Here is a 21,661-nt window from a genome sequence, read left to right as displayed (position 1 = left end):
GTATTCACAACTCAGGAAGCTGACTTTATTTGGAGAAATTTGGCTGGTGAACCTGGACCTTCATGGGGTGCGGAGGTGCTGGCGGGTTTCCACATCAAGGATGAGCTGCCTGATTTAGGCAGGTTGTTCAAGCTGGGCCGTGTGGTTTCGCGACATTAAGCGCATGATGCCGATGAAAGCTGCGACTGCAGCTGAACCGAGCAAGGCGGCGACCGACAAGGCCCATGCGACGCCGACCTCGTTCATCATGAAAGCCAAGACAAACGGTGCAGTCGACGAGATGACCAAACGGATCGAAAGGATTTGGCCTTGACGTTTTCCGTAACCTTGGCTTCCGAAGAGGACTAGCGGAAGAGTGCCTTGCACAATGCTGCTGAGGCCTGAACCCAGGCCGAAAACCACCGCAAACACCAGAGCACCTGGAACAGATGGAGCGGTGGCGATCAGAATAATGAGCGCCGCTGGCAACAGAACGGCGGAAATGAGTGCCAAGGTCAATTGAGACAGACCGCTCCCGAAAACCATATTAACGAAGCGGCTCAGAACTTGAGATGGACCAAACAGTGTGCCGACTATGACGGCCATGGCTCCAAGCCCGAGTCCGGAGAGAACGGGAACCATGTGTACGAGCAGCGCGGCGTTGACGAAACTCTCAAGCGCAAAGCCCGTCACCATCAGGACGAACGCAGCTGGTCGTATCGAAGGTTGCAGACCGGGAGCCACTTGCCTGGCCGGTTCTCCTCTCGCGCCCTTGCGGTTTCTTGTGACCTTGAACGACAGCCACGCGTGAAGTGGCAAGCAGACCGAGAGATTGAGCGTAGCGAAGACCATATAGACCTGCTGCCATGACATGTGAGCCTGTAGCGCTGTCGTAATCGGCCAGAAGATCGTTGAAGCGAAGCCGGCGATCAGTGTCAGGTAGGTGATGCTGCGCTGCGCGACCTGCGGCTTGATCTGGACGAGCAATGCGAAGGCCGCTCCATATTGCACCAGGTTGGATGCCGTCTCGATCGCGATCAGTGAGAGACCGAATGCCACCTTGCCGGAAGAGAGGGCGCAGGCCACCAGCGCCGCGGCGGCGATTGCCGAGCCGCCCGTCATGACACGGCCGGCGCCGAACCGATCGATCCATTTCCCCATCGTGGGCGCGGCGAGGCCCCCGATCAGGAGAGCGGCGGATAGCGCGCCGAAAATCCATTCCAACGACCAGTCCAAATCTCGCGCCATGGCGGGCGCGAGAATGCTGAAGCTGTAATAGAGACTTCCATAGCCAATGATCTGGGTCAGACCGAGGGCAAGGATCGCGGCGACAGGAACCTTGTTATCGCTCATCGAACCTGTACCAACGTGTTGTCGGCACGGGCAGCACCGTTGCATCCGCATCCCGTTTGCTGGGCCGCCTTCGCCGCCGCGTCGGCCACGCAGCAGGCATCAACATTCGCTGGCGCCGGGCCGCCGCAACACCCCCCGGACTTGCCGTCTTGCGTGCCGCTCACGCCAAGATCGACGCTGCAGACACCTGTCTTCGGCAATACCAAATGGACCTCGCGCGCCGCCTTGTGATCGCCGGCGATCTCCGCCGCCACGGAGCGCACCTGCTCGTATCCGGTCGCCATCAGGAAGGTGGGCGCGCGCCCGTAGGACTTCGACCCGACGATCGTAAAGCCAGGTTCCGGATGCGCGAGTTCGACGATGCCATGCGGAGGCACGTCGCCACAGGAGTGGAGATTGGGATCGATCAGCGGCGCAAGCGCCGGCGGCGCCTCGACGGTAGGATCGAGTGCGATACGCAGTTCGCGCAGGAACGAGTGATCCGGCCGGAATCCCGTGGTCACAATGATCCGATCGACGACGATCGAGTATCGCGCACCAGCGAGCATTGCCTCCACGCGCAGACTGTAACCTTCCTTCTGAATCCTGTTCACCGCGAACGGTGTCAACATGTTCAGGCGACCATCCTCCATGGCGCTCTTGGCGGCAAGGCCGAGCGCGCCGCGCTCCGGCAACTGATCGTTCAATCCGCCGCCTAGCAGGCGGTCGAGGCCACCACGACGAAGCGCCCAGAATATCTCCGTGCCCGGTTCTGCCTCCTGAACCTCCATCAGCGCCAGCGCCGCATTGATCGCGGAATGGCCGCCGCCAATCACGAGGACGCGCTTGCCCGCAAACTTACCCCTCTCTACGCCAGCGACATCGGGAATGCCATACGAGATGGAATCGGAAGCCGCCGTCTCGCCGGGGACGGGTAGGCCGTCGACGCCGATCGGGTTCGGTTGCGTCCAAGTGCCGGAGGCGTCGATCACAGCGCGGGCCCGAACCCGAGCTTCCTCGCCATCTTGGTCCCTGTATCTGACGAGGAAGGCCGAAACGTCGCGGCCGGCGGACGAGACTTTGTCCAGACCCTCGCGGGTGATCGCGGTGATGGTGGCGCCCAGCTTGAGGTTCCGCGCGATCTGCGGGAGTGCGGCGAGCGGCTGCAGATAGGCGCCAACAATGTCGGACCCGGTTGGCAGAGCATCTTCATCAGGGCCTTGCCATCCAGCGTTCTCAAGAAGGGAGCGGGCGGCTGCGTCAATATTGTATCTCCATGGAGAGAACATGCGGACATGTCCCCACTCGATCAGCGAAGCACCAACCGTGTCGCCGCGCTCGAAAACAATTAACGGGATGCCACGGATGGCGAGATGCGCTGCGGCGGCGAGACCGACCGGTCCAGCACCAATGACGGCCACGGGAAGTTCACCAGCATTCAACATGACAGTTCCTTCGATATTTCTAGTAATTTAGAATTATATGGGCAAAAAAAGGGATCATTCCGCGGCCTCCACGGTCTTCGATGAACAGTTGGCATCGGCACAGCATTCGTCAACGAGATAGCCGACTAGTGCCTGCATCTCCGGATAGTTGGCGCGGCAGATCAGCGTCGTCACCTGCCGTTCCTGGGTCACAAGGCCGGTATCGACCAGGCGCTTCAGATGATGGGAGAGCGTCGACGCCGCGATATCCAGCTTTTCCTGAATACGGCCTACGGGCAATCCATCCTCTCCGGCGCGAACAAGCGTCCGGTAGAGTTGGAGGCGGGTGATATTCCCGAGGGCTTCAAGCTGGGCGGCTGCCATTTCGATTTTCATGGAAATAAAATGACTCGCATTCACCACGACGTCAAGGCTATTTCGACAGATGTGGAAATAGCCTTGACGCGGTCAGATCGTAGCAGGAGGATGGCTTCATGCGCCCGTCGGCGTCGAATTCCTGAAAGGCCTCGGCGACCGACGACTGGTTGGGAACGGTGATCATGCGCATCCAGCGGCTGAGAACCCGGAGCTGGTTGATGGCGTTGAACGACTGCGATCCGCTCAACACCTGCATGAGCGCAAGTGTCTTGCCCTGCGTCGGCCGGACTGAGTCGACAGACAGCGGAATCCAGTCGATCTGCGCTATCGGCAGCAATGGTCGGAAGGTCATCCGATGGACAGCCAACCCAACAGTGCCATCGAGAACGGCTTGACCGCCCAGTTCACCAGCAGCGTTACGCCGATGCCGCACCAATCGACCGGACTGTATCTCGCCGTCAATAAAGCGGATCAAAGTGGCCGGCTCCGTATCCACGAAACGCGGCTTCAACGGCTAATTCATCGGTATCAACGCCGAGAGCGCACGATCATTGAATGAAGCGGATTGTAGCAGAATTCAGGCGGAATCTTGCCAGTCATCCGCGCGCGACAGGCGGAATTTCGCCCGCTGTCGTTCGGGACTCTTTTTCTTCACCGCAAATTCAATTAGTTAGAGTTGGCCCGTCTTTTGCTGCTTTGGCGTCACGCGGTTCCGTTCCGGTAACGGTCGCGTCGATCACAAATGAGTGGGAGGAACCCAGTGAACAGCATACTGAAACGCGCCATCATTTTGGCAATCGCAAGCACGTCCATCACCTTTTCCGGGACAGCGGCAAAGGCGGCGGATTTCATCAACATCCTGACCGGCGGCACATCGGGCGTCTATTACCCGCTCGGCGTTGCGCTCTCCAAGATCTACGGCGAGAAGATTGAAGGTGCTCGCACCCAGGTTCAGGCGACGAAGGCCTCGGTCGAGAACCTCAACCTGCTGCAGCAGGGTCGCGGTGAAATCGCCTTTGCACTGGGGGATTCGGTCAAGCTGGCCTGGGAGGGTAACACGGATGCCGGATTCAAGGCCCCGCTCGATAAGCTGCGCGGGATCGCGGCCATCTATCCGAACTATATCCAGATCATGGCGTCGAAAGAATCCGGTATCGCCACCCTTGCCGATTTCAAGGGCAAGAGCCTTTCCGTCGGCGCGCCGAAATCCGGCACGGAGTTGAATGCCCGAGCGATTCTTGCCGCTGCCGGCATGAGCTATGCAGACCTCGGCAAAACGGAATATCTGCCCTTTGCCGAATCCGTCGAGTTGATGAAGAACCGGCAACTCGATGCGACGCTGCAGTCTGCCGGTCTCGGCGTCTCCTCTTTCAAAGATCTGGCAACCTCCGTCGAGGTACAGATGGTCACGATACCCGAGGAAATCGCCACGAAGCTCGGCGCGCCCTACATCAGCGCAACTGTTCCAGCCGGCACATATCAGGGCCAGACTAGCGATGTGAAGACGGTTGCGGTCGTCAATTTCCTCATCACACATTCCGAGGTTTCCGACGAAACCGCCTACCAGATGACCAAGCAGTTGTTCGAGAACCTGCCGGCGCTCGAGGCGGCGCACAAGGCGGCAGCGAATATCCGCATCGAGGACGCGCTCAAAGGCATGCCTGTTCCCCTCCATCCAGGAGCTGAGCGCTTCTATAAGGAAAAAGGTCTGCTTTAACGGCGACGGGCGGCGTCCGGCGTCGAGGTTGCTGCTGCGGCCATTGCGCGTCGGCCTCTGGAAGCACGGCCCTCCAGCGGGCCAGCGCCGCCCACATTTGCTCGGATTTTCGGGAGGAATCCATGCTCGACAATACAAATGAACAAAATCATGCCGCGGAGCTTAACGGGCACGAGACTCTGACCCAGGCCTTTCCGAAGACCTGGGACGGACGACTCCTGTTTGCGATCGCGCTTGCCTTCTCCATTTTCCAGATCTCGACCGCTGCGCATCTGCTCGACTTGCCGAGTCAGATCGTCAGGGCAGTGCACGTCGGCTTCGTCACCGTGCTCGTATTCCCGTTGCTGGCGACATTCGCCGGGCGCGGCGCGCCCGCAAAGGCGTTTGCCTGGGTCCTTGCCCTGCTTGGCGCGGCGGTGGCCTTCTACCAGTGCTACGAATATGCCGAACTGCTCGTTCGTGCCGGCGATCCGCTTCCGCGCGATGTTGCCGTCGGCGTCCTGGCGATTGCTATCGTCTTCGCCGCCGCATGGGCGATCATGGGACCGGCCCTGCCAATCATATCCGGCGTCTTTCTCGCCTACAGCCTGTTCGGTGAATATCTGCCGCCGCCGCTTGATCATCGCGGCTATGGTTTCGCACAGGTGATAGACCATATGGCCTATGGTACGGAGGGCATCTACGGCATTCCGACCTTTGTGTCGTCGACCTATATCTTCCTGTTCATTCTCTTCGGCGCCTTCCTCGAAAAGGCCGGTATGATCCGGCTCTTCACCGATGTCTCACTAAGCTTCGTCGGCCACAAGCGCGGCGGTGCGGCGAAGGTGGCAATCATTTCCTCCGGCCTGATGGGCACGATATCCGGCTCCGGCGTTGCAAATGTGGTGACGACCGGGCAATTCACCATTCCCCTGATGAAGAAGTTCGGTTATCGACCGGCTTTTGCCGGCGGCGTCGAAGCGACGGCCTCGATGGGCGGGCAGATCATGCCGCCGGTCATGGGCGCTGTCGCCTTCATCATGGCAGAGACGCTCGGCGTCGAATATCACGAGATCGTCAAGGCGGCGATCATTCCGGCTATTCTTTATTTCGCTTCCGCCTTCTGGATGGTGCACCTCGAGGCCGGCAAGCGCGGGCTGCTCGGCCTGCCGAAGGCGGATTTGCCTTCGGCCAAGGCTGCGGTCGTCGAGCAATGGTATCTGATCCTGCCGCTCGCGGCGCTGGTCTGGCTGCTGTTCTCGGGCTACACGCCGCTCTTCGCAGGCACGGTCGGCCTTGCCTTCACGACCCTGCTGATCCTCGGCAGTTCGGTTGTCTTGGGTTTGCCCGCCGGCGTAATCCGAATCATCTTCTGGATCGGCCTTGGTCTCGTGGCGGCCGCCTTCTTCCAGTACGGCATCGGCGTGATCGTCGCCGCGCTGGCATTGCTCATCGGGGCCAACGCGTTCTCGAAGGGCGGCCGGGAGACGCTGGTGACCTGTCGCGACGCCCTTGCAGAAGGTGCGAAGACGGCCTTGCCGGTCGCAATCGCCTGCGCGCTTGTCGGTGTGATCATCGGAACGATGACGCTGACGGGTGCGGCCAACACCTTCGGCCAGTTCATCGTCTCGGTCGGCGGCCAGAGCCTCTTCCTGTCGCTGCTCCTGACCATGGTGACCTGCCTCGTGCTCGGCATGGGTATACCGACGATCCCTAACTACATCATCACCTCGTCGATCGCTGGCCCGGCGTTGCTGGAACTTGGCGTGCCGCTCATCGTCAGCCACATGTTCGTCTTCTATTTCGGAATCCTGGCGGACCTGACGCCGCCGGTCGCGCTCGCCTGCTTTGCGGCAGCGCCAATTGCGCGCGAAAGTGGACTGAAGATCGCGATGCAGGCGATCAAGGTGGCGGCGGCGGGTTTCGTCATCCCGTTCATGGCCGTCTATTCGCCGGCGCTGATGCTCCAAGACGGCGGAGCGATGGCCGCGGCCGTCGGCTATCCGCTCGCGGTCGCCTATATCGTCATCAAGACCGGCCTTGCGATCGGGCTCTGGGGTACGGCCGTGATCGGCTTCGTCGCCGTCCGGCTGTCGATTGCAGAGCGCGCGCTTGCGGCCGCGGCTGCTTTTACCCTGCTTGCGGCCCTTCCTTTGACCGATGAGGTGGGCTTCGGGCTTGCCGCTCTCTTCGTATTTCTGATCTGGCGGCGGGCGCGAACGGCGAATGGCAAGCCGGCGTCGGAGGCCGTGTGAGCACGCTGGTCTGCATCATTGCTGGCGGCAAGGCCGTTGCCTTGGCCGCCAGCGTCTTCACGCTCGGCTGGACGCATTCTGTCGAGAAAACCCAGTGGCAGGAGCGCTGGGCTGCCACATCGCAGGGCCTTCTTCTCGAGGAGGCGCGCGTCCAGGGCTCGGGCGCCGGTATGGAACCTGGAGAAAATGCCCATCGCGAAGGCGGCTGGTCAATCTGGACGCCGGACCTTCCGCCGATCCCCGAGTTGGTCCTGGCCGCTTCCGGGGCGACAATCTCCGGCTGGACGCTCTGCGATGTCGGTGGTTGCCGCGAGTTCGGGCGAGAGAAACAGGAGCCGATCGTCCTGCGGCCATGTGACGCCCCTCCGCCGTGAGGCCTGCTGCAGGGGTCCTTAAATCGCAAGGTATTTGAAGAGGGAACGATGCAGCAGTTCAGATCGCTCGCTTGCGGATCTGCTGTTCTCTCTGCAAGAAAGAGGCGCTACACTTGATGCATCGGACAATTCTTGCGGCACGACACGGTTTTCAGATCCGCAAAGGTCGCTGCAACACTTACAATCCGTCCTTGGGTCGCTTTCGATCTAAGGACACATCCGGAAGGCAGGTCGACTCGGCAATGGCGCGCAACATCGGCAGAATGACTGTCCTGATGCTGGTCGTGACCTGCATTGCGCCTTTTGTCGCCTACCATCTTGCGAGCAGTTCGGCGACCGGCGCCCTGGAAGGGCAGATTCAGCGAAGTCTTTTCCTGACCAACAGGGCGATTGCCACGGAGATCGAACGGTTTCGTTATCTACCACTTGTTATGGGCGAGGATGCCCGCATACGCGCCCTTGCAGAAAGCGAACCCAGCCCGGCTGTTCTTGATGCCGCCAACCGCTATCTCCAGACAGTCGTAAGGCAAGCCGGCGCCGCCGAGCTCTACGTGCTCGACGCCCGCGGGATCGCGCTTGCCGCGAGCAATTTCGCGACTGGTGAAAGCTTCGTCGGCCACGATTACAGCTTCCGCCCTTATTTCCAGGATGCGCTGCGTGCGGGCGAGGGACGTTATTACGCGATCGGCGTTACCACTCGCAAGCCTGGCTATTTTCTCACGTCGCGGATAGACGTGCCGGGTCGTCCGCCGATCGTCGCCGTCGTTAAGGCGGATCTGCTGCCGCTCGAATTGACCTGGGAGGCTGCGGGTGTCCAGACTGCGATCGCCGACCGCTGGGGCATCGTCTTTCTCTCTGGCAACCCGGATTGGAAATACCGGCCGTTGGCGGCACTTTCCGATGAGGCCGTCGAGCGGCTTGCCAAGGAACGGACCTACGAGGGGGCCGATCTCGCGGCGAGACAACCTATCCTCCCTTCGGGCGTAACCCCGTCGGCGGACAATACGGACGAGCGGGCGCTCCATGTGGAGGAGGGCGGGCAGCGGCTCCTGGCAAAATTCTCGCGCGTCGAGCCGGACGGTTGGCTGGTGCTGGCGGCAACGAGCACGGGTGACGCCGGCAAGATCGCCGGCTTCTGGGCGCTCGCGGCGCTGATCGCCGGCCTCATATCCACCGGCACGCTCTACTTCCTGCATCAGCGCGCGCTCATCATCCGGATGCGGCTGCGCCAGGGCGAAATCCTGGAACGCAAGGTGGCCGAACGCACGCAGGATCTCGCCCGCGAGATCGACATGCGCAAGCGGACAGAGGACGAGCTTCGCCGCGCGCAGGAAGGGCTCATCCATTCCGAAAAGATGGCTGCCCTCGGCCGGATGTCGACTGCGATCGTGCATGAGGTCAGCCAGCCGCTGGCGGCGCTTGAAGCCACATTGGCGACCGCCGGTGTTCTGGCGGAGAAAGAGGCCGCCGCGAAAGTGGGCGACCGGCTTCTCGATGCGCGCGCGCTGGTCAAGCGGATGCAACGAACGGTCAAGCACCTCAAGACATTTGGCCGTAAGGGGGCTTCCGACCTCGAAGCGGTCACCATCGACGCGGTCATAGGAAATGCTCTCGATCTTGCGGCTCCTCGGGCGAAGGCGCTTGGTGTCACGCCGGCGTTTGAGGCGAGGGGGCCGTCGCCGGTTGTCGTTGCCGTGGCGGTGAAGCTCGAACAGGTGACGCTCAATTTACTCCTGAACGCTCTCGATGCGGTGGAAGGCATACAGAACCCTTCTGTCACCATCCAACGGACTGCGCATGCCGGGCGGGTGAGCGTAGCGGTGATCGACAACGGTTCGGGTATCGCACCGGAGCACCGTGATCGTATTGCCGAGCCCTTCTTCACCACCAAGCTCACGGGTGAGGGCCTTGGCCTTGGCCTGTCCATTGCAACCGCGATTGTTCGGGAGTTCGGCGGTGAGATTCTTTATGCCGAAACGCCAGGCGGCGGGACAATGGCGACGATTTCGATGCCGGTGGGCAAGCGGCCCGCACATCCGCTCGAGGCGGCGCAATGACCCGCGGACATATTCTTCTTGTTGATGACGACCGCGACCTCCTGAAGGCGGCAACCGACTGGTTGGAGGTCAGCGGGTTTTCCGTATCCGCTTTCCATCGGCCTGAAGAAGCGTACCAGCAATTCTTTCGCGACGAGCCGGATGTCGTGTTGAGCGATATCCGCATGCCCAGCATAGACGGCATGACGCTTCTGAACTCTCTGATCAAGGCCCGCAGCGAGGTTCCTATCGTTCTGATGACTGGCCACGGCGACGTTACTCTGGCGGTCAAGGCGATGAAGCAGGGAGCGGAGGACTTTATCGAAAAGCCCTATGATGCCGAGCATCTGCTTTCGATCCTCGACAAGGCGGTCGAGAAGCGTCGGATGAAACAAGAAATCGCCCGCCTTCAGGGGTTGGTCCAGACGGGCGGCGGCGTCGAGATCGTCGGCGACAGCCCGGCGCTCCGGGACTTGCGCAGCCGCATCCAGATGCTGGCGAATGTCGATATCGACGTGCTGGTCGTCGGTGAAACCGGAACCGGCAAGGAGCTCGTCGCCCAGGCGCTCCACCAGCAAAGCCGCCGGGCGGGCGGTCCCTTCGTAGCGATCAATTGCGCAGCGCTGCCCGAAAGCATCTTCGAGAGTGAAATTTTGGGTCATGCGAAGGGCGCCTTCACCGGCGCGCTCGCCGACCGGCAAGGCAAGTTCGAGCATGCCGCGGGTGGAACCATCTTTCTCGATGAAATCGAGTCGATGCCCCTGGGACTGCAGGCAAAAATCCTGCGCGTGCTGCAGGAGCGCTTGGTCGAGCGACTGGGCGAAAACCGGCTGCGGCCGATCGATGTGCGGGTTATCGCCGCTGCCAAGAGCGACCTTTCCGGCGAAATCGCCGCCGGGCGGTTCCGCGAAGATCTGTTCTACCGGCTGGCGACCGTGGATGTGCGCATCCCGCCGCTCAGGCAGCGCCGGCAGGATATCGGCCTGCTCTTTGGTCATTTCGCTTCGCTTGCCGCCCATCGTTACGGCCGGGCCGAGCGGAGCGTATCCGCCGATCTCCTGGCGCGATTGCGGCAGCAGGAATGGCGAGGCAACGTCCGGGAGCTCAAGGCGTACGCCGAGCGCTTCGCTCTTGGGCTCGATGACGCCGCATCCGGAGGGGAAGTCCTGCAGCCCGGCGATCCCCTGACTTTGCCCGAGCAATTGGTCGCCTTCGAGGCTGACGTCATCGGCCGCGCGATCGATGACAGCAACGGCAATACGGCCAAGGCGGCCGCGAGGCTCGGCATTCCCCACCGCACGCTCAATGAGAAAATCGCCCGTCTCGGCCTGAGGGATCGGCCGGGAGAGCCCGCGGATGCGGGGTTAAAGCGATAGAAGCGCGCGAGAGAGATCATGCTGAAGGGCTTCCGGCACTAAAAAGCGTGCGATTGGCGATGCTCCTGGTTGGCCCGCGGCGGATTCGGATTCCTTCGATGCGAAGATAAAGTTGCCGCCCGCCTCAGTTGTGTAGGCCCAGCGTTTTTCTGAGCGCTTCCGACCAGACGGCATAGCCTGCGGCATTCAGGTGAACCAGATCGGGTAAATAATAACGGAACATCGGGAGGCCGTTCTCACCAATGAGGCCGGCGTTCGGGTCAAGCCATGTTGTGCGTTCGCTGCTATTGCACCAGTCGCGCGCCATCTGGTTGAAGAGATCGAATTCATGGCGGTATATCCAGCGTGCCGGACTGTGCTTGATCGCCACAACAAACACGTCCGCCTGCGGTAGCGCACGATAGATTCCATCCCGCAAATCGTGCAGGTGCCGGAGCGACGTCTGAGCCTTGAGGCCGTCGCTGGCAATATCGTTTTCACCGAAATAAAGCACCACTCTGTTTGGTTTTAAAGGAACCAGAAGCTGGTGCATGTAGTGGCTGGCGGAGAGGTAAGTGCCGCCGCCAAATCCCAGATTGACGATATCCAGCGAGCCGAGATCTTCGGCAATGGAACCCCAGCTTCGAAACGAGGATGAGCCATAAAAGGCGATCGGATTGTCTGGGAGGCCGATGCGCTGAAGGCGGACCAGAGCGGTAATGATATCGTTTTCGTGACGGCTGGTGCCGATATTGGCTGGGAAGTCGTACATGACGGTCCTAAAAACATGGGGTTTGAAAGCAGGATGCCGCCATTTGGGCATCCGGCGCTCGGCAGAGGTTACGAAATCGCTTGGCGCAAGACAGCCAGGGCACCCTTCGTGAGAGCATCGTCCGCCCCCATGGATGTCTTGAGCCCGAAAACATCTGCGGCAACCAGATAGAGATCGTTCAGCCCGTCATTGCCGACGATCGCTGCCTCGTCTCCCTCCGCATACCATCCGGCATCGCGGGCCTGCCGAAACTCCTGCCCGATGACCAATCCCCGCACATAGGAGTGCAACTGATCCGGCGAAAGCCGGCCGGCAAGCCCGCCAGTTCGCGCCGAAAACAGCAGCGACAGCATGGCGGCGGATCGTTTTGCCTCTTTCAGACCCCAGCGATAGGCCTGCGGATCATCGACCGGCGGCTGCGTGGAACCGCGCGCGATGAAAGAGTGATTGATCAGCAGATTAAAGATTTCACCGGTCACGAATGTCTGGAAACCGTCGATCCGACCCGCCTTTATCCGCGCCCATTTGCTGTGCGTTCCGGGGATGATGAGGGTGGCGTCTTCGCCGAGGCCATGGCCGACGATCTGGGTTTCTTCGCCGCGCATCACGTCGGGAAAGGGCTGGCGGGCGGGGTCGTTGAGACCCGGCAGAAAGACGAGATCGGAGCCGTTCGGCAGCGATTTGCACACCGTTCCGGCGGCAAGTTCCGCCGGGCCTGCTGGGCACGGCACATAAGCGACTTCGACCCAGCCGTTGCGGCTGGTAATCATGCCGAGCGCTGCGACGGGCAAGGCCCCGTGACGCGAAAACCAGGGCGCGAGTGCTGCCATCAGCGCCGCCTCGTGCTCACCCTTGCCGAGGCTCGAAATGCCGTCGGCGGTTTCCAGATGATCGAGTTCTTGACCACTTTCACCAACGAGCGCCGCCCTCAGTGATGTCGTTCCCCAATCAACGATGATCGATGTCGCCGGTGCTGGCATGTCTTGAACCTCCTCGTTCATTTCATCTTGGGGCTTGTAATAGGGTGCGAGTCTATGTAGTGTCAATTAGTGAATTCAAGGTATCAATATATGATACTTAATTGGGAGGAGAATGATGGTGGCTGGCCTCAAGGGGATTTTGCCTGTTCTGCCCACGCCTTTTCTGGCGGATGGCGGCATTGACGAAGCGGGTATGAAGCGGCTGGTGGTCTTTGCGCTCGACCAGGGCGTGGATGGTGTCGTGTTTCCCGGTTTTGCCAGCGAGGTGGAGACTTTGAATGCCGCCGAGCGTGCAGCGCTCTTGAAGATCGTCGTGGATGCGGTGGCCGGTCGGGTGCCTGTTGTGGCCGGCGCCAGTGCGGCCGACTGGCGTGAGGTGGTCGAGCACGGGCGGGCGGCATCGGCGCTTGGCATTCGCCACCTGATGGTGCAGCCGCCCAAATCCGTCGGCACGGATGCGCCGGCGCTGATCGAATTCCTCGGGCGAATCGTCGAGGCACTGCCCGAGGTTGAAATCATCCTGCAGAACGCGCCTGCGCCGCGCGGCTCCGACCTTTCGCCACAGGCGATTGTGGAGATCGTGGGCGCCTTGCCGCAGGTCGCCTACGTCAAGGAAGAAACGCTTCCCGCCGGTCCGGCCATCAGCCACATCATCGCCCACGCGCCTTCGACGCTGAAGGGCGTCATCGGCGGCGGCGGTGCGCGGTACATTCTCGACGAATATGCCCGAGGCGCTACGGCGGCGATGCCGGCGCTGGAGATTGCCGAGGAACATGTGGCCATCGACCGGGCGCTTGTCGCGGGGCGGCAGGAGGAGGCTCGGAGAATCTATATCCGAACCCTGCCGCTTCTGGTGTTGCAGGCTGTTTATCGCATGCGGCTGACCAAATATGTGCTCGCCCGTCGCGGCGTGATCGAAGGCGTCGGTGTGCGTGCGCCGACACCCGAGCTCGATGCGGCGGCGCTTGCCGATATCGATGCCAATCTGGTCGAACTCGGCCTTGTTGCCGCGGAGGCCGCATGAATAGCCCCATTGCAACAGTCGAAGTCTTCACGCTGACCCAGCCGCGCAAGGTGCCCTATCTTGGCGCACTCAGGGAAGGCGAGGTGGTCAATCCCAACGGCTACATCGTGCGCAAGGGCAATCGCACGGTCTACCCCACCTTCGACCGCAGCGTGTTGGTGCGCATGATGACCGAGGCCGGCACTGTCGGCTGGGGCGAGACCTATGGCATCGTCGCCCCCGGCGCGGTCGCCGCCCTCATCAATGATCTTCTCGCCGGTTTCGTGATCGGCCGCGATGCGTCCGATCCTTCGGCTGTTTATGACGACCTCTACGACATGATGCGGGTGCGCGGTTATACCGGCGGCTTTTACGTCGATGCGCTCGCCGCGCTTGATATCGCGCTCTGGGATATTGCTGGGCAGGAAGCCGGAAAATCCATCCGCGATCTTCTTGGCGGCGGGGTAGATACGTTTCCGGCCTATGTTTCCGGCCTGCCTGAAAAAACGCTGAAGGCTCGTGGAGAGTTGGCGAAATACTGGCAGGATCGTGGTTTCGATGCCTTCAAATTCGCAACGCCGGTGGCTGATGACGGCCCGGCGGCGGAAATCGCCAATCTCCGGCAGGTGCTTGGTCCACAGGCGAAGATCGCCGCCGACATGCACTGGAATCAGACGCCGGAGCGGGCGCTGGAGCTGATTGCCGAGATGAAACCGTTCGACCCTTGGTTCGCCGAGGCTCCGGTCTGGACGGAGGACATTGCCGGTCTTGAGAGGGTTTCGAAGAACACCGATGTTCCGATAGCCGTCGGCGAGGAATGGCGCACCCATTGGGATATGCGCGCCCGCATAGAGCGCTGCCGTATCGCCATTGTGCAGCCGGAAATGGGTCACAAGGGCATCACCAATTTCATCCGCATCGGCGCTCTTGCCGCCGAGCATGGCATTGATGTCATCCCGCACGCAACAGTCGGCGCCGGCATTTTCCTTGCCGCCAGCCTGCAGGCGTCATCGACATTGTCGATGCTGAATGGGCACGAATTCCAGCACTCGATCTTCGAGCCCAACCGCCGCCTGCTGGAGGGCGACATGGATTGCCGCGAAGGCAGATATCACCTGCCTTCGGGACCGGGACTTGGGGTAAGACCGTCGGAGGCGGCACTCGGTCTGATTGAACGCATCTGATTTGGTTTTTTGGAGGAGGAAACCATGACAAAAAGAATGAAAAAGCTGGCGCTCAGCACCGCGGCCGCCGTTTTGGTAACGATGGGGGCCGTTGCCCCTGCCATGGCCGATACCGTGCTGAAGTTCATTTCCTGGCAAACCGACGATGCCGGCACGGGCGAATGGTGGCGTTCCGCCATTGCCGCCTTCGAGAAACAGCATCCGGGCGTGAAGATCGAGTTCACCAAGGCGGAGCGCAGTTCCTACGCGGATACGATGACCACGCTTTTTGCAGCCAACCAGCCACCGCAGATCGTGCATCTGGCGTCTTTCGAATTCCAGATGTTTGCCGATAGCGGTTGGCTGGAGCCGCTCGATCCGTGGCTGAAGAAGGACGGTATCGACATGACGGGCTGGGCCGGCCAGCAGAAATGCGAATGGAACGGTGAAACCGTCTGCATTATGACCAACTATTTCGGTTTCGTGATGGCCTACAACAAGAAGCTTCTCGAAGAAGCGGGCGTTGCAGTTCCGAAGACCTATGACGAGTTTCTGGCCGCTGCAAAAGCCACGACCAAGGATCTGAACGGCGACGGTATTGTCGATCAGTTCGGAACAGGTCATGAGACCAAGGGCGGCCCAGGGCAATATCTCACGGAGATGCTGAACTACATTCTCGACGCCGGCGCCTACTGGACCGACAAGGACGGCAAAATCACCATCGACACGCCGCAGATGGTGGAAGGTTTGACCCGATGGAAAACCGTGATGAAAAGCGGCATCAGCCCGGTGGACATGAGCGCCAGCGACGTGCGCAAGCTGTTTGCCGATGGCAAGATGGCCATGCGGCTCGATGGGCCGTGGCTTTATGGCACAACCGAAAAGGGTTCGGCCAAGAGTGACATTGTTTATGCCGTACCGCCGCTTCATCCGCCGCTTGGCGGGTCTTCCAACGTGCTTGCCATGCCGGCCGATATTCCCGACGACCAGAAGGCATTGGTCTGGGATTTCATCAAGCTGACGATGACGCCGGAATTCCAGCGTAGTTACGCTATCCTCGGCGGCAACACCCCGCCCAGCCCGAAAGCGGATGTCTCTGGCGTCGAAAAGACCATCCCGCATTTTCCGGTGCTGATCGAGACAATGAAGGCCGCGTCTGAAGCCGGTATCGACCGCATTCCGACCGGGCTTGAGCTTTTCTACAACGAGTTCAGCAAGATGGTGATGGAAGAAAGCCAGCGGATGATCATTCAGGATCTCGATCCGGCGGAGGTGGCGAAAACCATGCAGGCAAAGGCCGAAGCCATCAAGGGTTGATCCCCCATTGTCCTGATCTTGTTGTCTTGCCATGGCCCGCAAAGGGCCATGGCCATCATCCGCATCCGGCAGGAGGACCATCCATGACCGAACCCGTTCGGGCTGGGCGTCGCAAGTTCTTTGATCTTGCGCGTCCCAGCCGGCAACATCTCCTCGGCTATATTCTGATCGCCCCCGCGGTCCTGATGGTTGCCGCCATCATTGTCTGGCCGCTCGTTTTGGCAATCGACCTGTCGTTCCAGCAGGTCAAGATACCGAGGCTCGGCGGCGCCAGCCGTCCGTTCTCCTTGACGAATTACAACTGGCTGTTTTCGTCGCCGGAATTCTGGCTGGCCTGCTGGGTCACGCTAAAACTGGTCATCGTCGTTACTGCCGGCAGCGTCGCAGTTGGCCTCAGTACGGCGCTTCTTGCCAATAACCGTTTCAAGGGCCGCACCGTCGCGCGGCTGGGGATGGCGCTGCCCTGGGCGGTGCCGGAAATCATCGCGGTCGTCATCTTTGCATGGATGTTCGACACCTCCTTCGGCCTTTTCGGCTGGCTGGCGATCAAGCTCGGTTTTACCGACCAGATGATCCCGTGGGTGAGCAGCTCCACGGCGGCCTTCTGGGCTGTTGCCATCACCATGGTGTGGAAGGGTTTTCCTTTCGTGTCGATCATGTGTCTGGCCGGTCTGCAGTCCATCCCCGCCGATTATTATGCGGCGGCGAAGGTCGATGGCGCGAGTGTGTGGCAGCGTTTCCGCTGGATCACCATGCCGCTTTTGATGCCGGTGCTGGGCGTGACGCTGGTGCTGACCCTGCTTTGGGTATTCCGCGACTTTTCCATCATCAAGGTTCTGACCGGCGGCGGGCCGCTGCGTTCAACCCAGACGCTGTCGATCATGACCTACGATCAGGCCTTCCAGTACCACAATTTCGGCCGGGCCGCCGCCGTCGGCGTGCTGACGCTGGTGATCTGCATCGTCGCGAGCCTCCTGATGCTCGGCCGACGCTCGAAATCGATCTATTGAGGAGGCTTTGATGAAACGGACATTTTTACAGAGCCTTGCCCTTTACGCGACTGTGATCTTCACGCTGATGATGATCCTGTTCCCGGTCTACTGGTTGCTGGTCACGGCACTTTCCACCACCGATGAGCTGTACCGCCTGCCGCCGACCTTCTGGCCGGACGATCCGCAGTGGGACATCTTCGCCCGTGTCTGGGCGGCAAAACCGATCCTGCTGTGGCTTTGGAATTCGATGCTGGCGGCCATCGGCTCGGTGGCGCTGTCGATGTTGGTCTCGGTCAGCGCCGGTTATGCGCTGTCGCGTTATTCCATGCGGGGCGGCGCGACCATGGGGCTCTTCGTCCTGACGGCGAAGATGCTGCCCGCGACGCTGCTCGTCATTCCGCTGTTTTCGATTTTTTCCAGCTTCGGCCTGATCGGCAGCCTGTGGACGCTGGTTCTGGCGCATTCGACAATGATCATTCCTTTCGCCACATGGATGCTGAAAGGCTATTTCGACACCATTCCGAAGGAACTGGAACAGGCTGCCATGGTCGACGGCTGCTCGCCCATCGGCGCGATGGTGCGTGTTGTGCTGCCGATCGCCACGCCGGGGCTTGCCGCTACCGCACTTTATGCCTTCGTGCTCAGCTGGGCAGACTATGCCTATGCGCGCACCTTCCTCGTCAACTCGCCGGACAACTGGACGGCCAATCTCGGCATCACCACGATGCAGGGCGAATACGTCACCTACTGGAACGACATTTCTGCCGCATCCGTGTTCATCGCGCTGCCGATCATCGCAATCTACCTGTTCCTTGAACGTTATTTGGTCGGCGGCCTCACCGCTGGCGCGGAGAAATAAGCATGGCCAATATTTCCATTCGCAACGTCAGCAAGTCCTACGGCGCGCTCAACGTGCTCAGGCCCTTTTCGCTGGAGATCGAGAACGGCGAGTTCGTGGTGCTGGTCGGGCCTTCCGGCTGCGGCAAGTCGACGATGCTGAAAATCCTCGCCGGTCTCGAACCGGCAAGCGAAGGCCAGATCTTCATCGGCGACAACGAAGTGACGGATCTGGCGCCGGGTGACCGCGACATCGCCATGGTGTTTCAGAACTATGCGCTTTATCCGCACCTCACCGTTCGCCAGAATATCGGCTTCGGTCTGAAGATGCGCGGCACGGACAAGGCCGAGATCGATCGCCGGGTTGACGATGCGGCGCGCATTCTGGAAGTGACCCCCTATCTCGATCGCAAGCCCAAGGATCTCTCGGGCGGCCAGCGCCAGCGCGTCGCACTCGGCCGCGCCATCGTGCGCCAGCCGCAGGCCTTCCTGATGGACGAGCCTCTTTCCAACCTCGATGCCAAGCTGCGCGTCCACATGCGTGCCGAAATCGGCGCATTGCACAAGCGCATCGGCGTCACCACCGTTTATGTGACGCATGATCAGGTCGAGGCGATGACGATGGCGGATCGCGTCGTCATCATGCAGGGCGGCGTCATCCAGCAGATCGCCGCACCTGACGAGCTTTTCAACAATCCGGCCAATCTTTTCGTTGCCGGTTTCATCGGCTCGCCGGGCATGAATTTCCTCAATGCGGAACTGCACGACGGCACAGTGACCCTCTTTGGGCAACAGGTCTCTCTGCCGGGGGTCGTGGACCGTCAGGGCGGCGTGATCGTGGGCCTGCGGCCGGAGCATCTCGTTCTGGGCGATGCGCCTGTTACCTTCGATGTCCGACCGACACTGGTTGAAAGCCTGGGATCGGAAAAATACGTGTATTTCGATGCGGAAGGCGCAAGGGTCGCAGATGGCGAAGAAGGCAAGTCAAAGGGGCTGATCGCGCGCGTCTCCCATACCGGCAACCTTCCCGGCAATGAGGCGCTCCGGCTCGGTTTCGATCCGGCCCAGCTTTATCTCTTCGACGCAAAGACCGGAGCACGGCTATGATCCTCGTCACCGGATCGACAGGTCGTGTCGGCCGTGCCGTTGTTGCCGCCTTGCGCGCGCAGGGCCGCACCGTTCGCGGTTTCGATCTCAGACCATCGGGAACCGGCGGCGAGGAGGTTGTCGGGTCACTTGAGGATGCGCGGGCGCTGTCCGACGCCATCGAAGGTGTGAGCGCCGTTCTGCATCTGGGAGCTTTCATGTCATGGGTCCCGGCGGATCGCGACCGCATGTTCGCCGTCAATGTCGAGGGCACCCGCCGGCTTCTGGATGTGGCTTCAGCGGCTGGCGTGCGGCGGTTCGTTTTCGCTTCGTCGGGTGAGGTCTATCCGGAAAACCGGCCGGAATTCCTGCCGGTCACCGAGGACCATCCGCTTTGCCCCAATTCGCCCTATGGTTTGACCAAGCTTCTCGGCGAAGAGCTGGTGCGCTTTCATCAGCGAAGCGGCGCCATGGAAACGGTGATCCTGCGTTTTTCGCATACGCAGGATGCGGCGGAACTGCTGGATGAGGAGAGTTTCTTTTCCGGTCCCCGGTTTTTCCTGCGGCCGCGCATTCGCCAGCAGCAGAATTTTGGAAACACTGTCATCGCCGAATTGCTTCAGTCCCGCGATATCGGTGAGCTGTCGCACATTCTGGCGCGCAATGAAAACGGCCGGCCGTTCCGCATGCACATAACCGATACGCGTGACATGGTGGCGGGGATTTTGCTTGCCCTCGATCACCCCGAGGCGGCGGGCGGCACCTTCAATCTCGGTGCCGATGAACCGGCCGATTTCGCCGTGATTTTGCCGAAGATAGCGGCGCTGACCGGCCTGCCCATCGTGACAGTCGATTTTCCCGGCGACGGCGTTTATTACCATACGTCCAACGAGCGGATCAGAAACACTTTGGGGTTTGAAGCTGAATGGACGATGGACCGGATGCTGGACGACGCGGCGGCCGCAAGGCGGCTGCGATTAGCGAAGGAGCAGAGGCGATGAAACCGGAGACACCGGGCGGCACGGCGGCGCTGGCCAAGGGGCTGACCCTGCTCGACATGGTCGCCGATGCGCCGGAACCGCTGCGTTTTGCCGAGCTGTTGCGTGCCTCCGGTCTGCCGAAGCCGACATTCGCGCGCATCCTGCGCACTCTCATCGCCTATGGCCTCGTCCGTCAGGATGAGGCCCGTGGCACTTATGTCCTGGGTCAGCGTTTTCTGGAAATGTCCCACAAGGTCTGGGAGAGCTTCGATCTCGTCTCGGCGGCGACGCCGGAACTCGAGCGGCTGGCGGCCGAACTGGGGGAAACGGTTGCATTGTGCCGGCTTGACGGCACCATGACGCAATATCTGGCGGAACGTTCGCCGAACGGTCTTTCGGTGCGCGTCGAGGTGGGACGCCGTGTTCCCCTGCATTGCACCGCACCGGGCAAGGCGCTGCTCGCCTTTCAGGACCCCGCCGTCGGCCGCGCCCTGCTGGATCGCCTGACGCTCGATCTGCAGACACCCAAAACCATCACCACCCTCGATGCGCTGCAGGCCGATCTGACGCTGACGCGGGCGCGGGGTTATTCGATTTCCTACGAAGAGCATCTGCCTGGGGTGAATTCGGTCGCCGCCCCTGTGATGGGGCGCGACAATACGCCGATGGGCGTGCTCGTTGCGCTCGGGCCGTCCTCGCGACTGGATTCCTCCAATATCCATCCCGCCGGGCGTGAATTGATTGCCGCCGCCCGCCGCATTACCGGCGCCGCCGGGGCCGTGGCGATCAGCTCGCGGCCCCGCCCGCGTTCGGCAACGGGCCGCCCCAGCGCCGAACTCAGTTGCATTCTGCCATGGGGTGCGCAGCTGGGGGAAAGCCCGGTCTGGCACGAGGGGGAAAACGCGCTCTACTGGGTGGATATCCTGCATCCGGCGGTGCACCGCTTCGATCCCGTCACTGGCCGCAACGAAACCTGCGAGACCGGCAAGCTGGTCAGCGCGGTCATTCCGGTCACCGAGGGACGGTTACTGGTGGCATCGCAGGACGGCGTCGAATGGCTGGATTTCGCCTCCGGCCGGCTAACCCCTTTCGTCAGCCCGGAGGCTGGCATTGCAGATAACCGCCTGAACGACGCCAAATGCGGGCCGGATGGCGCGATCTGGGTCGGCTCGATGCGTATCGACGCCTCCAAGCCCACGGGTGCGCTTTATCGGATCAATGCCAATGGCGCATCCGAGCGCAAGGAAGGGGGCATCATCGTCTCCAACGGTCTCGGCTGGAGCCCCGATGGCGGGACCTTCTATTTCGTCGACACCGTGCCCGGCCTTATCCACGCCTATGATTGCGATCCGGCGACGGGCGCCCTGTCGCAGCGCCGTGAGTTCGCCCGCATTCCCGTGTCAGACGGCCGGCCGGATGGGCTGGCCGTGGATGCGGAAGGCGGTGTCTGGTGCGCGATCTGGGATGGCTGGTGCGTGCGCCGTTATCTTCCGAACGGCAAGCTGGATCAGGTGATCGACATGCCGGTGCCGCGTCCTTCCAGCATCGCTTTCGGCGGGCCGGACCTGTCGACGCTGTTCATCACCAGCGCCCGCACGCGCCTGCCGGCGTCGACACTCGCCGACGCGCCGCTCTCCGGCGGCCTGTTTTCCTGCCGCCCGGGAATCGCCGGCGCGCACATCTCGCTGTTTGAAGGATAAAG

The 21,661-nt window shown here is 61.3% G+C and carries 18 protein-coding genes and 2 pseudogenes; 13 read left to right on the top strand and 7 right to left on the bottom strand.

Annotated elements, in window-relative coordinates:
• Positions 1-114: 114 nt before the first annotated feature.
• From arsK to PL599_RS12735, 5 genes and pseudogenes are all read right to left on the bottom strand, one after another.
• Entirely contained in the window at positions 115-1,332 is a 1,218-nt protein-coding gene (gene arsK / locus PL599_RS12755) for an arsenite efflux MFS transporter ArsK (protein WP_269823860.1), read from the bottom strand.
• Complete coding sequence (locus PL599_RS12750) at positions 1,329-2,756, bottom strand: NAD(P)-binding domain-containing protein (RefSeq protein WP_269823859.1); 1,428 nt, start codon at positions 2,754-2,756, stop codon at positions 1,329-1,331. The genes arsK and PL599_RS12750 overlap by 4 nt, the downstream gene beginning before the upstream one ends.
• A gap of 54 nt (positions 2,757-2,810) precedes the next feature.
• The gene (locus PL599_RS12745; protein WP_191216867.1) at positions 2,811-3,131 is read right to left on the bottom strand and encodes an ArsR/SmtB family transcription factor; all 321 of its coding nucleotides are present in this window, start codon (positions 3,129-3,131) and stop codon (positions 2,811-2,813) included.
• Between the two features lie 76 nt (positions 3,132-3,207).
• A pseudogene (locus PL599_RS12740) lies at positions 3,208-3,438 on the bottom strand (NAD(P)H-dependent oxidoreductase); the annotation flags it as partial.
• A pseudogene (locus PL599_RS12735) lies at positions 3,427-3,548 on the bottom strand (arsenical-resistance protein); the annotation flags it as partial. The pseudogenes PL599_RS12735 and PL599_RS12740, both read right to left, overlap by 12 nt.
• 337 nt (positions 3,549-3,885) lie before the next feature.
• On the opposite strand from PL599_RS12735, the gene PL599_RS12730 reads away from it, so the two are divergent.
• The 5 genes from PL599_RS12730 (at position 3,886) to PL599_RS12710 (ending at position 10,850) form a co-directional block, all read left to right on the top strand.
• Positions 3,886-4,830: a TAXI family TRAP transporter solute-binding subunit gene (locus PL599_RS12730; RefSeq protein ID WP_077983564.1), complete on the top strand. Its 945-nt coding sequence runs from the start codon at positions 3,886-3,888 to the stop codon at positions 4,828-4,830.
• 122 nt (positions 4,831-4,952) lie between these two features.
• A complete protein-coding gene (locus PL599_RS12725; RefSeq protein WP_269823858.1) occupies positions 4,953-7,064 on the top strand; it encodes a TRAP transporter permease in 2,112 nt (703 codons plus the stop codon).
• On the top strand, positions 7,061-7,438 hold the full coding sequence (locus tag PL599_RS12720; protein ID WP_269823857.1) for a DUF1850 domain-containing protein: 378 nt from the start codon (positions 7,061-7,063) through the stop codon (positions 7,436-7,438). The genes PL599_RS12725 and PL599_RS12720 overlap by 4 nt, the downstream gene beginning before the upstream one ends.
• Positions 7,439-7,680: 242 nt before the next feature.
• Entirely contained in the window at positions 7,681-9,495 is a 1,815-nt protein-coding gene (locus tag PL599_RS12715) for an ATP-binding protein (protein ID WP_271359087.1), read from the top strand.
• Positions 9,492-10,850, top strand: a complete 1,359-nt coding sequence (locus PL599_RS12710) for a sigma-54-dependent transcriptional regulator (RefSeq protein WP_269823855.1) — start codon at positions 9,492-9,494, stop codon at positions 10,848-10,850. Before PL599_RS12715 ends, PL599_RS12710 begins: the two co-directional genes overlap by 4 nt.
• A gap of 124 nt (positions 10,851-10,974) precedes the next feature.
• On the opposite strand, the gene PL599_RS12705 is transcribed toward PL599_RS12710, so the two are convergent.
• On the bottom strand, positions 10,975-11,601 hold the full coding sequence (locus PL599_RS12705; protein WP_269823854.1) for a GDSL-type esterase/lipase family protein: 627 nt from the start codon (positions 11,599-11,601) through the stop codon (positions 10,975-10,977).
• 68 nt (positions 11,602-11,669) lie between these two features.
• Complete coding sequence (locus PL599_RS12700; RefSeq protein ID WP_269823853.1) at positions 11,670-12,581, bottom strand: 2-dehydro-3-deoxygalactonokinase; 912 nt, start codon at positions 12,579-12,581, stop codon at positions 11,670-11,672.
• Positions 12,582-12,696: 115 nt separating this feature from the next.
• Here PL599_RS12700 and PL599_RS12695 point away from each other — a divergent pair, with 115 nt between their 5' ends.
• The 8 genes from PL599_RS12695 to PL599_RS12660 all read left to right on the top strand — a co-directional run bounded on the left by PL599_RS12695 (position 12,697) and on the right by PL599_RS12660 (position 21,659).
• Positions 12,697-13,605 carry a dihydrodipicolinate synthase family protein gene (locus PL599_RS12695; protein WP_269823852.1) on the top strand — a complete coding sequence of 303 codons (909 nt, stop codon included), beginning with the start codon at positions 12,697-12,699 and terminating at the stop codon, positions 13,603-13,605.
• The gene (locus PL599_RS12690; protein WP_269823851.1) at positions 13,602-14,768 is read left to right on the top strand and encodes a mandelate racemase/muconate lactonizing enzyme family protein; all 1,167 of its coding nucleotides are present in this window, start codon (positions 13,602-13,604) and stop codon (positions 14,766-14,768) included. The genes PL599_RS12695 and PL599_RS12690 overlap by 4 nt, the downstream gene beginning before the upstream one ends.
• Before the next feature lie 24 nt (positions 14,769-14,792).
• Positions 14,793-16,064: an ABC transporter substrate-binding protein gene (locus PL599_RS12685; protein ID WP_077983616.1), complete on the top strand. Its 1,272-nt coding sequence runs from the start codon at positions 14,793-14,795 to the stop codon at positions 16,062-16,064.
• 83 nt (positions 16,065-16,147) lie between these two features.
• Positions 16,148-17,074, top strand: a complete 927-nt coding sequence (locus PL599_RS12680) for a carbohydrate ABC transporter permease (protein ID WP_077983557.1) — start codon at positions 16,148-16,150, stop codon at positions 17,072-17,074.
• A 10-nt stretch (positions 17,075-17,084) separates the two neighbouring features.
• Positions 17,085-17,915 (top strand): carbohydrate ABC transporter permease, encoded by an 831-nt coding sequence (locus PL599_RS12675; protein WP_137411340.1) that lies wholly within the window; start codon positions 17,085-17,087, stop codon positions 17,913-17,915.
• A gap of 2 nt (positions 17,916-17,917) precedes the next feature.
• Positions 17,918-19,000 carry an ABC transporter ATP-binding protein gene (locus PL599_RS12670; RefSeq protein ID WP_137411341.1) on the top strand — a complete coding sequence of 361 codons (1,083 nt, stop codon included), beginning with the start codon at positions 17,918-17,920 and terminating at the stop codon, positions 18,998-19,000.
• On the top strand, positions 18,997-19,980 hold the full coding sequence (locus PL599_RS12665; RefSeq protein ID WP_269823850.1) for an NAD-dependent epimerase/dehydratase family protein: 984 nt from the start codon (positions 18,997-18,999) through the stop codon (positions 19,978-19,980). The genes PL599_RS12670 and PL599_RS12665 overlap by 4 nt, the downstream gene beginning before the upstream one ends.
• Positions 19,977-21,659 carry an SMP-30/gluconolactonase/LRE family protein gene (locus PL599_RS12660; RefSeq protein ID WP_269823849.1) on the top strand — a complete coding sequence of 561 codons (1,683 nt, stop codon included), beginning with the start codon at positions 19,977-19,979 and terminating at the stop codon, positions 21,657-21,659. Before PL599_RS12665 ends, PL599_RS12660 begins: the two co-directional genes overlap by 4 nt.
• The last annotated feature ends 2 nt before the right edge of the window (positions 21,660-21,661 follow it).

It is taken from the genome of Agrobacterium sp. ST15.16.055 (genome assembly GCF_027956555.1).
Lineage (GTDB): Bacteria > Pseudomonadota > Alphaproteobacteria > Rhizobiales > Rhizobiaceae > Agrobacterium > Agrobacterium salinitolerans.
Note: the sequence above shows the minus strand (reverse complement) of the source record. Positions and strands in the feature narration are given on the sequence as shown.

What these genes read in the sequence shown, in the direction of transcription:
- PL599_RS12690 (WP_269823851.1), top strand. Translation starts at nt 13,602, where the DNA reads ATGAATAGCCCCATTGCAACAGTCGAAGTCTTCACGCTGACCCAGCCG.
- PL599_RS12700 (WP_269823853.1), bottom strand. Translation starts at nt 12,581, where the DNA reads ATGCCAGCACCGGCGACATCGATCATCGTTGATTGGGGAACGACATCA.
- PL599_RS12660 (WP_269823849.1), top strand. Translation starts at nt 19,977, where the DNA reads ATGAAACCGGAGACACCGGGCGGCACGGCGGCGCTGGCCAAGGGGCTG.
- PL599_RS12695 (WP_269823852.1), top strand. Translation starts at nt 12,697, where the DNA reads ATGGTGGCTGGCCTCAAGGGGATTTTGCCTGTTCTGCCCACGCCTTTT.
- PL599_RS12750 (WP_269823859.1), bottom strand. Translation starts at nt 2,756, where the DNA reads ATGTTGAATGCTGGTGAACTTCCCGTGGCCGTCATTGGTGCTGGACCG.
- PL599_RS12685 (WP_077983616.1), top strand. Translation starts at nt 14,793, where the DNA reads ATGACAAAAAGAATGAAAAAGCTGGCGCTCAGCACCGCGGCCGCCGTT.
- PL599_RS12670 (WP_137411341.1), top strand. Translation starts at nt 17,918, where the DNA reads ATGGCCAATATTTCCATTCGCAACGTCAGCAAGTCCTACGGCGCGCTC.
- PL599_RS12705 (WP_269823854.1), bottom strand. Translation starts at nt 11,601, where the DNA reads ATGTACGACTTCCCAGCCAATATCGGCACCAGCCGTCACGAAAACGAT.
- PL599_RS12675 (WP_137411340.1), top strand. Translation starts at nt 17,085, where the DNA reads ATGAAACGGACATTTTTACAGAGCCTTGCCCTTTACGCGACTGTGATC.
- PL599_RS12665 (WP_269823850.1), top strand. Translation starts at nt 18,997, where the DNA reads ATGATCCTCGTCACCGGATCGACAGGTCGTGTCGGCCGTGCCGTTGTT.
- arsK (WP_269823860.1), bottom strand. Translation starts at nt 1,332, where the DNA reads ATGAGCGATAACAAGGTTCCTGTCGCCGCGATCCTTGCCCTCGGTCTG.
- PL599_RS12680 (WP_077983557.1), top strand. Translation starts at nt 16,148, where the DNA reads ATGACCGAACCCGTTCGGGCTGGGCGTCGCAAGTTCTTTGATCTTGCG.
- PL599_RS12725 (WP_269823858.1), top strand. Translation starts at nt 4,953, where the DNA reads ATGCTCGACAATACAAATGAACAAAATCATGCCGCGGAGCTTAACGGG.
- PL599_RS12710 (WP_269823855.1), top strand. Translation starts at nt 9,492, where the DNA reads ATGACCCGCGGACATATTCTTCTTGTTGATGACGACCGCGACCTCCTG.
- PL599_RS12715 (WP_271359087.1), top strand. Translation starts at nt 7,681, where the DNA reads ATGGCGCGCAACATCGGCAGAATGACTGTCCTGATGCTGGTCGTGACC.
- PL599_RS12745 (WP_191216867.1), bottom strand. Translation starts at nt 3,131, where the DNA reads ATGAAAATCGAAATGGCAGCCGCCCAGCTTGAAGCCCTCGGGAATATC.